The sequence below is a fragment of the bacterium genome, from assembly GCA_027622355.1.
In the GTDB taxonomy this organism is placed as follows: Bacteria; UBA8248; UBA8248; order UBA8248; family UBA8248; genus JAQBZT01.
In genome coordinates this window covers 1-14,473 of record JAQBZT010000037.1, presented here as the reverse complement: position 1 = coordinate 14,473, position 14,473 = coordinate 1, and the positions used below count along the sequence as shown (strand labels likewise).

Sequence of the window (14,473 nt, the reverse complement as noted above, 5' to 3'; positions counted from 1 at the left end):
CGCCCGCCCGCTCCCGGCGTTTCTTCCCGTATCCGTTCCCGATACTGCAACCAAGGAAAATTTCCGAGCGTTTCATCGCGCCATTGAAATCCGCCCCCGCCATTGCGAAATGGCGCGCCGACCTGATAGCTTACGCCCAATCGTTTTGGAGAACGCACCCCCAACCGCGCCCTGGCGGCACTCGGGAAAGGAAGGGAATGGCTCCCACGCGGAAAGTTTGCCGGAACATCGCCTGCGGGCTGCCGCTCTTTCTGCTGTTCCTCCTGTTCGCCGCCTCCGCCGACGGGTTTCCGAAAGAAGGCGAACTGCTGAAAAACCCCCAAAAAGTTTTCGAGTGCACCACCTGCCACAACCCGCACGAGATGCCCAAGTTCGCCCTGAGCTCCCAGTGCCAAAGCTGCCACACGCTGCAGAAGAAAGAATTCGCGACGCACATCTATCCCATGTATCTTCTCGCCCTGCTCCCCTTGATCTTCATGGCGCACGGCATCTGGTCGCGCTTCCGCCTGTGGCGTACCGGCGGCCGGGCGAGCCGGCTGGACCAGATCCCCAGACGCATCGCCGGCCTCCTGGTGGAGGTCTTCGGCTACCGCCGCCTCTCGCGGGACACCTACGGCGGCCTCATGCACCTTTTCATCTTCTACGGCTTCCTCGCCGAGCTGATCGCCACCTCTCTCCTTGCCATGCAAGAATGGCTGAGGGTCCCCTTCCTCAAGGGAGATGTCTATCTCTGGTACTCGCTGCTGAGCGACAGCTTCGGCCTGCTGGCCATCATCGGGATCGGGATGGCCATCTGGCGGCGCCTCTTCCTGCGCCCCGCGCACCTCAACTCGCTCCTCGATGACTGGATCGCGCTCGGGCTCCTGCTCCTCGTTTTCGTTCAGGGATTCGTCGTGGAGGGCGCGCGCATCGCCGCGACCGAACTCAGGGGCAACCCCGCGACGGCGCTCTGGTCGCCGGTGGGATATTTGGCCGCCCTCACCATGCAAAACTGGACCCCGGAGTACCTGGGCAGCTTCCACCGCTTCCAGTGGTGGTTCCACGTGGGGACGGCGTTCGCCTTCCTCGGCTATCTGGGATTCGGAAAGATCAACCACATCTGGTACGGCCTGCTGAACATCTTCTTCCGCAATCTCGAGGGCAGCGGAAAGCTCACCTTCATCGACATCGAGGCGACGATGGAGAGCGACCCCGAGGCCATCGAAACCCTCGGCGTCGAAAAGATCGAGCAGTACAGCTGGAAGGGCTTGCTTGATCTGGACGCATGCACCAACTGCGGAAGGTGCGAGTCGGTCTGCCCGGCGAGCCTGAGCGGCGTCGCGCTGAGCCCGCGCAAGCTCATCCGCGACATGAAGGATCATCTGACAGCCACCCGGGAAAACGGCGCGGACCGGCCGCCTCTTTTCGGCGAGGCCGCGGAGGGCGCCCCCCGGCCCGCCGTGACCGAGGAAGAACTCTGGGGCTGCCGCACCTGCGGCGCCTGCCAGCGGGAGTGCCCGGTATTCATCGAGCACATCCCCAAGATGGTGGACATGCGCCGCTACCTCGTCATGATGGAATCAAAGACGAGCGAGAACGCGCGCCAGTTCCTCAAGTCCATGGACGAGCGGATGCACCCCTGGGTGGGCGCACAGCACAACCGCGAGGAGTGGTACGAGGACCTCGACGTCAAAGTGCTCGGCCGGGGAGAGAAGGCCGAGTATCTTTTCTGGGTGGGCTGCACGGGCTCAATGATCGACCGGAACATTCAGGTCACCCGCGCCATGGTGAAGGTCATGAAGGCGGGCGGGGTGGACTTCGCCATCCTCGGCCCCGAGGAGGTCTGCACGGGAGACCCTGCAAGGCGCGCGGGCGGGGAATTCACCTTTCAGATGTGCGCCAAGCAGAACATCGCCACCCTGGATGGCTACGGGGTGAAGAAAATCATCACCACCTGCCCCCACTGCTTCAACACCTATAAAAACGAGTACCCCGACTTCGGCGGCCGCTACGAGGTCGTCCACCACACCGAGCTCATCGCCGAATTGATCAAGAATGGCCGGCTCAAGCTCACGAAGAGCCTCGAGAGCGTCACCTTCCACGATTCCTGCTACCTCGCCCGGCACAACGGCGTCACGGACGCCCCGCGCGAGGTGCTCCACCAGATCGCCGCGCCGGGAGAATTCCAGGAACTCGGGCGGAACCGCGACAGCGCCCTCTGCTGCGGCGCCGGGGGGGGCTACGCCTGGATGGACGATGACCCCAAGCAGCGCATCAACCACATGCGCCTGAACGATGTGAAGGCCTGCGGCGCGAAAACGGCCGCCGTCTCTTGCCCCTTCTGCATGCAGATGTTCGACGACGCCCTCAAGGCGCTCGATCCGGAAAAAAACATCCGCGCCGCCGACATCGCCGAGCTCGTCGCCGAGGCGCTGGAGGAGTAGAAGGAGTTACTAGGGAGGTACTTCCATGGAAGGAGAAAATCTCGTCTCCATATTGTCTGCGGGCCTAACCCCTGTCCTAGGACTCACTATGCTTTACATTGCCTACCAGCAATATCGAACCAACCACATTCGCCTACAACATGAACTTTTCGACAGGAGAGTCTATGTTTTCAGGGGAGTCCGCAGACACCTGACCATAGCATTGGCGAAAGGAGCCCTTAATTTTGATGATCTCGGTGGACTAAGTGCATCAACCGCAGAAATAGAATTTCTTTTCGAAAAGGATCTATGTGAATACATCGATGAGATTTACTCAAGATCCATAGAGCTGGCAGCAATATCGTCTGGACTTCAAGATGAAAATCTCGGGCAAGGAAAAAAAAGAAGCGAATTGACCAGAGAAAAAACCGAAGCCATAGATTGGTTTTCAGATCAGTCCTCGATTTTAAAGGACAAATTTTCAAAATATTTAAAAGTTTCTTGAATTTATGGCCCAAGAAAGGCTGCCATACTCGTCGCCGAGGCGCTCGAGGAGTAGGACCCCTCCCCCGGGCGTTATTTGTCCGGGGCCTTTCTCGGCGAATAAATTTTCGTGTTTTTGATGATCTCCATGCGCACCACCTTCCCCTCGCGGATGGTGAAAATCAGATCGCGCTCGAAAACCGATCCATACCCCATGTGGACATACCGCAGCATTTTCCCCTGCGGGACCCGGAGCGCGCCGCTGTACCAAGTGGCCTTGGTCTTTCCCTTGTGGCCGGGGAAAACGTAGCGGACATCCACCTTCTTCCCCCTGACCCAAGCCGCCAGGCCGATGAGATAAAACGTGCCGTCCTCGATCTTCCAGGTCGCCACATAGCCGCGCCAATTGCTCGTCCGGCGCACCTCGAACATGGGGTAGGCTTTTCGCTCCAAGAGATAGGATTCGAGTGGATTTGATAAAAGGCGGTGGCGTTTTCCCTCGAATATGAGAACGTCGCCCTCCTGGGCAGTGGCGAACGCGCCCCCGGCCGTCAGCAGGACGCCCAAAGCGGCAGCCCACAGAATTTTCATGGCATCTCTCCAAAAATGACGCGCTGATCTTGCACGAACCGGAAACAAGGCGGCGGGAGAGGAACAAGAAAAAGCTACTTCAACAACTGCTTCGCGATGACCTGGCGGAGAATCTCGTTCGTTCCCTCGTAGATCTGCGTCACCTTGGCGGCACGGTAGTAGCGCTCGACGGGGTACTCCCGCATGAAGCCGTTGCCGCCGTGGATCTGGACGGCCTCGCTCGCGGTTTTTTGGGCGAGGTCGGAGGCGAAGACCTTGGCCATGGCGGCCTCGGCGGTGAAGGGTTTTCCCGCCTGATAGAGCCGGGCCGCCTTGAGGTAGAGCAGCCGCGCCGCCTCGACGCCTGTGGCCATGTCGGCGATCTTCCACTGGATGGGCTGGTAGCTCGCGATGGGCTTTCCGAAGGTCTCGCGCTCGCGGGCGTAGTCCACGGAAGCTTCGAGGCAGGCGCGCGCGAAGCCGGTCGCCTGGGCGCAGACGATGATCCGCCCTGAGTCGAGGGTTTTCATGGCGACCTCGAAACCCTGACCCTCCTCCCCGAGAAGATTGTCGAGGGGCAGCTCCATTCCCTCGAACCTGAGCTCGGCGGCCGAGCTTCCGCCGAGGCCCAGTTTTTCCTCGGAGCGGCCCTTCTCGAAGCCGGGCGATTCCACATCCGCGATGAAGGCGCTGACCCCCTTGTGGCCGCGGGACTTGTCCGTCACGGCGAAGAGGAGGCACAGGTCCGCCTCCTTGCCGTTCGTGATGAAGCGTTTGGCGCCGTCCACCCGCCAGTGATCGCCCGCGCGCCGGGCGGCGGTGGAGATGGCGGCGGCGTCCGAGCCCACCTCCGGCTCGGTGAGGGCAAAGCAGCCGAGCTTCTCGCCCGAGGCCAGCGGCCGAAGGTACATCTCTTTCTGGTGCTCGCTTCCGAAAAGATAGAGCGGCTCGCAGACAAGCGAGGTGTGGGCGGCGAAGATACCGCTCGTCGAGGGGCAGGCGGCGGCGACCTCCTCGGTCGCGAGGGCGAAGGCGACCATGCCCGCCCCCGCCCCGCCGTATTTCTCGGGGATGGGAAGCCCCATGAGGCCGAGGCGGCCCATCTTCTTCAGCGTTTCAGCCGGGAATTTCCCCCGATCCGTCTCCGCGGCAAGGGGGGCGACTTCCTGTTTGCAGAAGTCCCGCACCATGCCCAGGACCATGCGCTGCGCATCCGTCAGAGTGGCTTCAAAACCCACGGGCGAACCCCCGAAACCGAAAGAAGAAGACCTCCCGATATAGCGACCTTACAGCAAATCTGCACGGGCCGGAAAGCAGTGCAAACGCCCTGCCCGCCCGGGCTTGCCGAATGGGCGCTGTATCGGCATGATGGGTCCCTTCCGGATTGCGCAGTTCCCCGAAAAGGAGAGCGCCCTTTTCCATTGGAGGCCGTTCATGTCCAAAGTGAAACCCCTGCCCGTTCTTGATTCCGGCGATGTCATTAAAAAACTCGCGGACCTCCGCAACCGGCAGAAGGTGGAGTTTTACGCCTTCTACTCGAGCCACCTGGGCGGCATCGTCACCGACTCCTCCCTCATGGTGATCCCCTTCGACGATCACATGGTCCACCGCGGGCACGGCATCTTCGACACGGCGGCCATCGTGGATGGAAAAATCTACGATCTGGAAGCCCACCTCGACCGCTTCCTGCGCTCGGCAAAAAACTCGAAACTCCGCCCGAGCTTCTCCCGCGATGAGATGCGCGACATCATCATCCAGACAACCGCCGTGAGCGGGAAGCGGGAGGGCTCCATCCGCTACTGGCTCTCCGCAGGGACAGGAAGCCTCGGCCTCCTGCCGGTCGAGGGGGCGGACTGCGGCTTTTTCGTCATGATCTTCGCCGGGCTCTCCTATCCCGAGCGCTATTACACCAAGGGCATGACGGTGGTGACCACTTCCTACCCCATCAAGCGCCCGGTCTACGCCACGACCAAAAGCAACAACTACCTGCCGAACGCGCTGATGCAGATGGAGGCCAAGGAAAAGGGCGCCGACAACGGCATCTTCCTCGACGACAAGGGCTTCGTCGGGGAGGGCTCGAACATGAACGTCGCCTTCGTGACATCGGAGGGCATCCTGAAGCATCCCCGTTTCGACAACATTCTCTCAGGGTGTACCTCGCTCCGGCTGCTCGAACTCGCGCCCGTTCTCGTGAAGCAGGATCTCATCAAAGACGTTCAGGTCTGCGACGTGACCGTCGAGGAGGGCCGGGCCGCGAAGGAGATGATGTTCTGGGGAAGCTCGATCTACGTGGCGCCCATCGTCGAGTGGGACGGACGGCCCATCGGGGACGGCAAGCCGGGCCCCGTCTGCCGGGCGTTTTACAACCTGCTGATGGAGGACATGCGCTCGGGCGAGGGACGACTGATCGAGATTCCCCACTAACGCCTATCGCTCCTGGAACACCCCGAGGAGCAAAGAAGCCGGCGTGGCCGCGGGGAGTCTGTCGCGGTTGGGGAACATCACCAGCGGCCTTCCGGTGATGCGCACCCCGTTCTTCAGTTCCTCCCACGCACCCAGGCCCCGCTCGGGTACGGCGCTCTGGGCCATCATGCGAATCAGGTAGAGCCGGTGCCGCTCGCGGAGGAGAAACACCCGCTGGATAAGCATCTCCCCGCGCGTGAAAAAGATGTTCGCCTGGCCGCCGCCCGCGGGTGCTTCGAAATCGATCTGGATTCCCTTCTTGTTGCCGAACACGGCGGGCTCCCCCCGAATCCACCTGAGGTTCGGCACCTTCCCGGCTGCCTCGCGCGCCAGGGCGAGCAGGCGCCCGGTTTCATCGAGGCGGAACGTGCCCTCGCCCCGGTAGCCGTCCACGAAGCGCCGCACCTGAAGCGCCACGCTCCAGGTACGCATCTTCCCGTAATAATAAACCGCCCCCTCGTCATGGACCGCAGAGACGTCCTTGGGCGGGGAGATGGTCAGTCCCCAGGGAATGGACACGACCTCCCCGAGAGTATTGAAGGGCGTGGTGCAGCCCCCGGCCACCGCGAAAAGGACGGTGGCCGCCGCGGCGCGGCAGATGAAGCCCATTCTCAGGAAAAGCGGAGAGCGTCGTTCCATGGCGCAGCTTCCATTCGGCGGCTACTTCTTCGGCGGCAGATGGATCGCCATCCCGTGCACATCGTGCGCCGCCTCCATCACGGCCTCGGACATGGTGGGATGGGAGTGAATGGTCGCGCCGAGCTGCGCGGCGGTAAGGCCGTTCTTGATCGCGACCGCCGCCTCGTGAATCAGATCGGCCGCGTGGGCGCCGACGATGTGCACCCCGAGAATCTCGTCCGAAGCGGCGTCGGCGATGATTTTCACCTCGCCCGCGATCTCGCGCTCGGCGTGGGCCTTTCCGAGGCCCCGCATCGCGAACTTCCCGATGCGGACATCGCGCCCTCCCTCGCGCGCCTGCGCCTCGGTGAGGCCGACAACGCCGACCTCGGGATGGGTGAAGATGCCGGCGGGAATCCCCAGATAGTTCATCCGCGCATCGCCGCCCATGGCGTTCTCGGCCGCCACGATGCCCTCCGATGAGGCCACGTGGGCGAGCATGAGGCCGCCAATGACATCCCCCGCCGCATAGACGCCGGGCACGCTGGTCTCCATCTTCTCGTTGACCTTTACCTCGCCCCGCTCGCCGAGCTCGACCCCGATCGTATCGAGGCCCAGCCCGTCGGTGTTCATCGTCCGGCCGATGGAGACCAGCACCTTGTCGGCGCGGAATTCTTCGTCTCCCTCGATGCGGGCCACCATCTCCGCCCCCTCGGGCTCCACCTTGAGGATTTTCTTGCCGGTGTGGAGTTGAATCTTCTGCTTCTTGAGTTCTCGTTCGATGAGCTTCGAGACATCCGCATCCCCGAGCGGGAGGGCCCGGTCGAGCAACTCGACCATGGTGACCTCGGCTCCGAGCGTCCGGTAGAGACAGGCGAACTCGCAGCCAATGACCCCGGCACCGATGATGAGCAGGCGCCCGGGAAGCTCCTTGAGGTGGACCGCCTGATCGCTCGAAAAGATTCTTTCTCCGTCAATCGGAAAGGCGGGGATCTGGGCCGGGCGTGAGCCGGTGGCAATCAGGATCTTCCCGGCACGCACCGCCTCGGTTCCGCCATCTTTTAGCGCGACCTCGATTTGGCCCGGACCGGTGATGGCGGCATCGCCCGCGAGGTGATCGACCTTGTGCACTTTAAATAGGCCGCCGATGCCCTTCACCAGGCCGGCGACGATTTTGTTCTTCTGCTCGACCATGGAAGCAAGGTTTCCCCGCGCCTCCCCGGTCAGCTCGATTCCGAAATCGGCGGCCCGCTGGATGTTCCGGAGCACCTCGGCCCCCGCGATCAGGCTCTTGCTCGGGATGCAGCCCCAGTTCAGGCAGGTACCCCCCAGGGCATCGCGCTCGATGACCACGCAGCGCCCCCCTTTCTGCGCCACCCGAACCGCCGCCACATAACCGGCAGGACCGCCGCCGATAACCGCCACGTCATACGCTGAATCCGGCATTTCGCCCGGCTCCCTTTTCCCGTTTTTTCCGTTACAGACAGCAGGAGGCATGCTCACCGCCACCCATTAGTTCAGTCCCGGTCCCTTCTGTCAAACAGAAGCGGGCCCGAATGATTCCACGCCAGCCCCCTTTATTCGTTGACCGCGGCCAAACGTGGCGGGTAGGATTGGCCCGTTCGTACAGCGAGAGGAGGCGCCATGCCAGAGCGCGTTTTGATCACCGGCATCACCGGATTCGCGGGCAGCCACTTGGTGGACTACCTGCTCACCCTGCCGGATGTGGAAATCTACGGGATGCGCAGGTGGCGCAGCCGCACCGAACACATCGATCACCTCACGACCCAGGTGAAACTCCTCGAGTGCGACCTCCGGGATCAGACCTCGGTCAACCGGCTCGTCGCCGAGGTGCGGCCCGAGAAAATTTTCCATCTCGCGGCCCAGAGCTTCGTCCCCACCTCTTGGAGCGCTCCCGAGGAGAGCCTGCACACCAACATCATCGGCACGCTTCACCTCTTCGAGGCCGTCCGGCAGGCCGGGATCGACCCCCTGATCCAAGTCGCCTGCAGCAGCGAGGAGTACGGAAAGGTACTCCCCGACGAGGTCCCCATCAAGGAGACCAACCCCCTCCGGCCGCTGTCTCCCTACGCGGTGAGCAAGGTGGGCACCGACATGCTCGCCTACCAGTACTTCCAGAGCTTCGGAATGAAAACGATCCGCACCCGGGGCTTCAACCACACCGGCCCCCGGCGAGGGGATGTGTTCGTCTGCAGCAACTTCGCCAAGCAGATCGTGGAGATCGAAAAGGGGCGGCGGGAGCCCGTCATCCGGGTGGGCAACCTCGAAGCGAGGCGCGACTTCACCGACGTGCGCGACATGGTGCGGGCTTACTGGCTCTCGCTCGGGCGGTGCGAACCGGGCGAGGTATACAACATCAGCTCCGGCACCAGCTGGAGAATCCAGGAAGTGCTCGACATGCTGCTGGTGCGCTCGGAGGCGAAGGTCAAGGTTGAGCCCGACCCCGAGCGGATGCGCCCCTCCGACGTACAGGTTCTCGAGGGGGACAATACGAAATTCCGCGAAGCCACGGGCTGGAAGCCCGAAATCTCCTTCGAGCAGACCCTGCAGGACATCCTCGCCTACTGGCGGGAGCGCCTGTGAAGGCTTTCGTCACCGGGATTGCCGGCTTCGCCGGCAGCCACCTGTCGGACCTCCTCCTCGAGCAAGGACACGAAGTCAGCGGAATCTTCCTTCCGGACACCTCCACCCAAAACCTTGCGCACATCCGCGGGCGGATCGATCTGCACGCGGCGGACCTCCTGCAGCCGGAAGCGGTTTTTCCCATCCTCCGGGATTTTTCGCCCGACTGGATCTTCCACCTCGCCGGAAAAAGCTCGGTCGCCGAATCCTGGAAAGACCCCGCCGGTGCCTTTTCGGTCAACACTCTGGGCGGCATCCACCTGCTCGAAGCGATCCGCAAGCTGCCCCGCCGCCCCCGCCTGATGGCGGTCACCTCGGCCGAGATATACGGCAACCCTCCCGGCGGCTCCCCCATCACCGAGGAGACGCCCTTCGCGCCTGAAAATCCCTACGCCGCGAGCAAGCTGGCCTTCGATCTGGTGTGCGGCCAGTATGCCGGCGAGTTCGAGTTGGACCTGATCCGCCTTCGGCCCATGAACCATATCGGCCCCCGCCAGGCGCCGGGATTCGCCATCCCGGCCTTCGCCCGGCAAATTGCGGAGATCGAAGCGGGAAAGAGGGAACCGGTCATTCGCGTTGGGAACCTCGAGAGTTGGCGCGATTTTACCGACGCGCGCGATGTGGTGCGCGCCTACCTGCTGACCGCGGAAAGGGGGAAAAGCGGCAATGGCTATCTCGTCTGCTCGGGGGTCTCCCGAAAGATCGGGGACATCCTCGCGCACCTCCTCTCCCTCAGCTCCATCCCGATCCGGATCGAGGAGGATTCTGCCCTCCTCCGCCCCGCCGACGCCCGCCGCGCCGAGGGCTCCTTTGAGAAACTGGCCCGCGAGACGGGCTGGGGGCCCCAAATCCCCCTGGAGCAGACGCTGGCGGATGTGCTCGGTTCCTGGCGAAAATCCGCTCCCTAGCCCCGCTCCCTGCCCTTTTCCCTCTTCTCTCGGCCGACTTCCTTCGATCCACCACAATTTGGGGAAAATATGTGGATAAACCCAATATCTTGTGGATTCTCACACTTTTTCATTGACATGTCTGTTTTCCATATTCTACATTTAGTGTCACGGGCAGATAGAGGGATACTAGATGTTCCCTTCTGAGAAAAGGAAAGATTCTGGACCTGGGGGGTCGCTTTCGCTGTGGACCCTCCATTTTAGCTGTTTTGGTTGATACAGGGCCGGACTGGGGAGCGGCTGTGGGCGAGTGGGTATTGATAGGGGCGAGAAAGATCGAATAAAATACGAAAGTTGATACAGCCATTACGGTACCGCCCCTCACGCGACCCGGAAATTTCCAGGCCAGAAGGCGTGTCGAGAAGGCGCAAGAGGCGGAAATAGAAAGGTTCCATGCAACGGAGAAAAGGCATGAAAATAGCTCGGTGTTTCACGCGGGTCGAGGACGAACCCTACGCCGGGGTTGAGTTCACGCCGCGTACCTCCCGCATCACCAACACGGATGGTTCGGTTGTATTCGAGGCCAAGGATATTCTCGTGCCCGACAGCTGGTCGCAGGTCGCGGTGGATATCCTCGCCCAGAAATACTTCCGCAAGGCGGGAGTTCCCGCCCATCTGGTGAAAGTGGCCGAGGAGGGAGTACCCGAGTGGATTCAGCGCTCCGTCCCCGATGAGGGGGCCATCGAATCCTTGCCCGAGGAAGAGCGCTACGGAATGGAGATGGACACCCGCCAGGTGTTCCACCGCCTGGCCGGCTGCTGGACCTACTGGGGCTGGAAGTACGGCTACTTCGAGGACGAGGAGCAGGCCCGCGCCTTCCACGATGAGCTTTGCTACATGCTCGCCTGCCAGATGTGCGCCCCCAATTCACCGCAATGGTTCAATACCGGGTTGCACTGGGCCTACGGCATCGAGCGGCCCGCCCAGGGGCATTTCTTCTGCGACCCGGAAACAGGCGAGCTCCAACGCTCGCAAAACGCCTACGAACACCCCCAGCCCCACGCCTGCTTCATCCAGTCCATCAAGGACGACCTCGTCAACGAGGGCGGCATCATGGACCTGTGGACCCGCGAGGCGCGGATATTCAAGTATGGCTCAGGCACGGGCTCGAACTTCTCCTCCCTGCGCGGCGAGGGAGAGTCCCTTTCGGGCGGCGGGAAGAGTTCAGGGCTCATGAGCTTCCTCAAGATCGGCGACCGGGCTGCCGGCGCCATCAAATCGGGTGGAACAACGCGCCGGGCCGCGAAGATGGTCACCCTCAACATTGATCACCCCGATGTGGAGGAGTTCATCAACTGGAAGGTCCGCGAGGAACAGAAGGTCGCCTCCCTGGTCGCCGGCAGCCGCCTGACCAAGAAGCACCTCAACGCCATCCTCGCCGCCTGCGACGCGAAAAAACTGCCCGACCTGAACGGCGATCTCCACCGGCCAGAGAAGAACGAGGTACTCCGCAAGGCCATCCGTTCGGCCCACGGGGCCGGCATACCGGACAACCTGATTCACCGGGCGCTGCAGCTGGCCGAGCAGGGCTTCACCGAGATGGAATTCGACGAGTTCGACACCAACTGGGAGGGTGAAGCCTACGCCTCGGTGTCGGGCCAAAACTCGAACAACTCGGTCCGCGTTTCGGACGAGTTCATGAAGGCCGTCAAGGCCGACGGCACTTGGAAGCTCATCCGGCGCACCGACCGCAAGGTCTCCAATGAACTCAAGGCCCGCGATCTTTGGAGTCAGATCGGCTACGCCGCATGGTGCTGCGCCGATCCGGGGCTGCAGTTCGACACCACGATCAACGACTGGCACACCTGCGCAGCCGACGGGCGGATCAACGCCTCGAATCCCTGCTCGGAGTACATGTTCCTCGACGACACGGCGTGCAACCTCGCCTCGCTCAATCTGATGAAGTTTCTCGACACCGAAAAGAGCGAATTTCTCATCGAGGACTACCGGCACGCCACCCGGCTCTGGACCATCGTTCTAGAGATTTCCGTGCTGATGGCCCAGTTCCCGAGCCCGGAGATCGCCAAGCGCTCCTATCAGTACCGCACCCTCGGGCTGGGCTACGCCAACCTCGGCACCGCCCTCATGGTCCTGGGCATCCCCTACGATTCCCCTGAGGGGGAGGCCTGGTGCGGCGCCCTGACCGCCATCATGACCGGCTGCGCCTACGCCGCGAGCGCCGAGATGGCGGCCAAGCTCGGCCCCTTCCCGCGCTACGCCGCGAACCGCGAGCACATGCTCCGCGTGCTGCGCAACCACCAGCGGGCTGCTTACGCGGCCCCGGCCGGGGAGTACGAGATGCTCTCCAAGACACCGGCCGGCATCTCACCCGAGCACTGCCCGGCGAACCTTCTCCAGGCTGCCCGCGAGGCGTGGGACGAAGCCCTGGCCCTCGGCTACCGGCACGGCTTCCGCAACGCCCAGACGACCGTCATCGCCCCCACGGGCACCATCGGTCTCGTCATGGACTGCGACACGACCGGCATCGAACCCGACTTCGCCCTGGTCAAGTTCAAGAAGCTGGCCGGCGGCGGCTATTTCAAGATCATCAACCAGTCGGTGCCCATCGCCCTTCGCCACCTCGGCTACGACGAAGAGCAGATTCGCGAGATCATTGCCTACTGCCGGGGCCGCGGCACCCTCAAGAACGCGCCCTACATCAACCCTGAATCGCTTCGGGGAAAAGGATTCACCGAGAAGGCCATCGAGATCATCGAAAAAGGCCTTGACGGCGCGTTCGAAATCCAGTTCGCCTTCAACAAGCACGCGCTGGGCGGGGACTTCTGCCGCGAGAAACTCGGCCTCACTGATGAACAACTCGACGACTGGAGCCTGAATCTCCTCGAGGCCATCGGCTTCACCTCCGAGCAGATTCAGGAAGCCAACGACTACGTCTGCGGAAAGATGACCATCGAGGACGCGCCGCATCTTCTGGATGAACATCTGCCCGTCTTTGACTGCGCCAACAGGTGCGGCCGGACCGGAAAGCGCTACATCAGCCCGATGGCCCATGTCCACATGATGGCGGCGGCCCAGCCTTTCATCTCGGGCGCCATCAGCAAGACGATCAACATTCCCGGCGAGGCCACGGTGGCCGACATCCAGGGGCTCTACCAGGAATCATGGGAGCGGATGACGAAGGCGGTCGCTATCTACCGGGACGGCTCGAAGCTCAGCCAGCCACTCGCCGCCCAGACGATTCAGGAGACCCTCCTCGACGAGGAGGAAGAAGAAACCGAATCCATCGAGAGCGCACCCGTCCGTGTGGCGCAACAGATCGTCCGCCGGTACATCTACCAGACGCGCAGACGCAAGCTTCCCACCCGGCGGGGCGGGTACACCCAGAAGGCCATCGTCGGCGGCCACAAGGTCTATCTCCGCACCGGCGAGTACGAAGACGGCAACATCGGCGAGATATTCATTGACATGCACAAGGAGGGTGCCGCCTTCCGCAGCCTGATGAACTGCTTCGCCATCGCCATCTCCCTCGGGCTCCAGCACGGCGTTCCCCTCGATGAATTCGTGGACGCCTTCGTCTTCACGCGCTTCGAGCCGGGCGGCATGGTTCAGGGCAACATGCACATCAAGATGAGCACCTCGATCATCGACTACATCTTCCGCGAGTTGGCCATCTCCTACCTCGGGCGACACGACTTGGCGCAGGTTACCGAGGAAGACTTGCACAGCGACACCATCGGCCGGCCCGAGAAAGAGATCCCCGAGTTCGACGCCGAGGAAGAGGAAGCGATCGGCCCGGCGGCCGCCAAGCTGCCGCAGACGGCCAACCCGCAGAGCCAGCGGCTCCACCTCCACTACACGAGCAAGGGAGTGGAGGCCCCGAAGGCGGCAGTGGTGTCTTCCCCGGCGGCCGCTTCGGCCTTCAACCAGGAAGCGCAGCAGGCGGCCCAGGCGCGCATAAAGGGCTATGTCGGCGAAGCCTGCCAGGAGTGCGGCTCCTTCTCGCTGGTCCGCAACGGCACCTGCCTCAAGTGCCTCGACTGCGGCGCCACGAGCGGGTGCTCATAAGAGAGGAAGTTTGTTGAGACAAAATTTCCTGTCGTAGGGACTACGGGCGGACTCTGCGGCAGGATCGAGGACTGGAGGCCGGGCTAGGGGCCTAGCCTCCAGTCCTCACCATAAAATAAAAGTCCTGTTGTGGGGTACCGGGCGGACTCCGCGGCAGGATTGCGGGCCGGGAGGCGTGGCTAGGGGCTTCGCTTCCCGGCCCCACCAAAAAAAATGGATTTCCCATCGTGGGGGTAACGGGCGGACTCCTCGATGGGACGAGGGCCGGGGCAAGGGACTTGGAGTCCTGAACCCCGGCCCTCCCTTTTTCGCCCGCTGTCC

Annotated in this window: 10 protein-coding genes; 6 read left to right on the top strand and 4 right to left on the bottom strand. The window is 62.6% G+C overall.

What is annotated here, in order from left to right; translation table 11 throughout:
• Positions 1-197 precede the first annotated feature (197 nt).
• Positions 198-2,423: a heterodisulfide reductase-related iron-sulfur binding cluster gene (locus O2807_03845; protein ID MDA0999638.1), complete on the top strand. Its 2,226-nt coding sequence runs from the start codon at positions 198-200 to the stop codon at positions 2,421-2,423.
• A gap of 25 nt (positions 2,424-2,448) precedes the next feature.
• Positions 2,449-2,907 (top strand): hypothetical protein, encoded by a 459-nt coding sequence (locus tag O2807_03840; GenBank protein MDA0999637.1) that lies wholly within the window; start codon positions 2,449-2,451, stop codon positions 2,905-2,907.
• 71 nt (positions 2,908-2,978) lie between these two features.
• Here O2807_03840 and O2807_03835 read toward each other — a convergent pair whose 3' ends face one another.
• Both O2807_03835 and O2807_03830 read right to left on the bottom strand, forming a co-directional pair.
• The gene (locus O2807_03835; protein MDA0999636.1) at positions 2,979-3,476 is read right to left on the bottom strand and encodes a hypothetical protein; all 498 of its coding nucleotides are present in this window, start codon (positions 3,474-3,476) and stop codon (positions 2,979-2,981) included.
• A 74-nt stretch (positions 3,477-3,550) separates the two neighbouring features.
• Positions 3,551-4,693 carry an acyl-CoA dehydrogenase family protein gene (locus tag O2807_03830; GenBank protein MDA0999635.1) on the bottom strand — a complete coding sequence of 381 codons (1,143 nt, stop codon included), beginning with the start codon at positions 4,691-4,693 and terminating at the stop codon, positions 3,551-3,553.
• 196 nt (positions 4,694-4,889) lie between these two features.
• Between O2807_03830 and O2807_03825 the strand changes: the two genes are divergently transcribed.
• The gene (locus O2807_03825; GenBank protein MDA0999634.1) at positions 4,890-5,879 is read left to right on the top strand and encodes a D-amino-acid transaminase; all 990 of its coding nucleotides are present in this window, start codon (positions 4,890-4,892) and stop codon (positions 5,877-5,879) included.
• Between the two features lie 3 nt (positions 5,880-5,882).
• On the opposite strand, the gene O2807_03820 is transcribed toward O2807_03825, so the two are convergent.
• Together O2807_03820 and lpdA are read right to left on the bottom strand one after the other, a co-directional pair.
• Positions 5,883-6,557: a hypothetical protein gene (locus O2807_03820; protein MDA0999633.1), complete on the bottom strand. Its 675-nt coding sequence runs from the start codon at positions 6,555-6,557 to the stop codon at positions 5,883-5,885.
• Positions 6,558-6,578: 21 nt separating this feature from the next.
• On the bottom strand, positions 6,579-7,982 hold the full coding sequence (gene lpdA / locus O2807_03815; protein MDA0999632.1) for a dihydrolipoyl dehydrogenase: 1,404 nt from the start codon (positions 7,980-7,982) through the stop codon (positions 6,579-6,581).
• A gap of 198 nt (positions 7,983-8,180) precedes the next feature.
• On the opposite strand from lpdA, the gene O2807_03810 reads away from it, so the two are divergent.
• The 3 genes from O2807_03810 (at position 8,181) to O2807_03800 (ending at position 14,152) form a co-directional block, all read left to right on the top strand.
• Entirely contained in the window at positions 8,181-9,140 is a 960-nt protein-coding gene (locus tag O2807_03810; protein ID MDA0999631.1) for a GDP-mannose 4,6-dehydratase, read from the top strand.
• A complete protein-coding gene (locus tag O2807_03805) occupies positions 9,137-10,087 on the top strand; it encodes a GDP-mannose 4,6-dehydratase (GenBank protein ID MDA0999630.1) in 951 nt (316 codons plus the stop codon). Before O2807_03810 ends, O2807_03805 begins: the two co-directional genes overlap by 4 nt.
• 450 nt (positions 10,088-10,537) lie before the next feature.
• A complete protein-coding gene (locus tag O2807_03800; protein MDA0999629.1) occupies positions 10,538-14,152 on the top strand; it encodes a vitamin B12-dependent ribonucleotide reductase in 3,615 nt (1,204 codons plus the stop codon).
• Positions 14,153-14,473: the final 321 nt, after the last annotated feature.

Coding starts and splice junctions, on each gene's coding strand:
- O2807_03845 (MDA0999638.1), top strand. CDS start 198: ATGGCTCCCACGCGGAAAGTTTGCCGGAACATCGCCTGCGGGCTGCCG.
- O2807_03840 (MDA0999637.1), top strand. CDS start 2,449: ATGGAAGGAGAAAATCTCGTCTCCATATTGTCTGCGGGCCTAACCCCT.
- O2807_03835 (MDA0999636.1), bottom strand. CDS start 3,476: ATGAAAATTCTGTGGGCTGCCGCTTTGGGCGTCCTGCTGACGGCCGGG.
- O2807_03825 (MDA0999634.1), top strand. CDS start 4,890: ATGTCCAAAGTGAAACCCCTGCCCGTTCTTGATTCCGGCGATGTCATT.
- O2807_03820 (MDA0999633.1), bottom strand. CDS start 6,557: ATGGAACGACGCTCTCCGCTTTTCCTGAGAATGGGCTTCATCTGCCGC.
- lpdA (MDA0999632.1), bottom strand. CDS start 7,982: ATGCCGGATTCAGCGTATGACGTGGCGGTTATCGGCGGCGGTCCTGCC.
- O2807_03810 (MDA0999631.1), top strand. CDS start 8,181: ATGCCAGAGCGCGTTTTGATCACCGGCATCACCGGATTCGCGGGCAGC.
- O2807_03800 (MDA0999629.1), top strand. CDS start 10,538: ATGAAAATAGCTCGGTGTTTCACGCGGGTCGAGGACGAACCCTACGCC.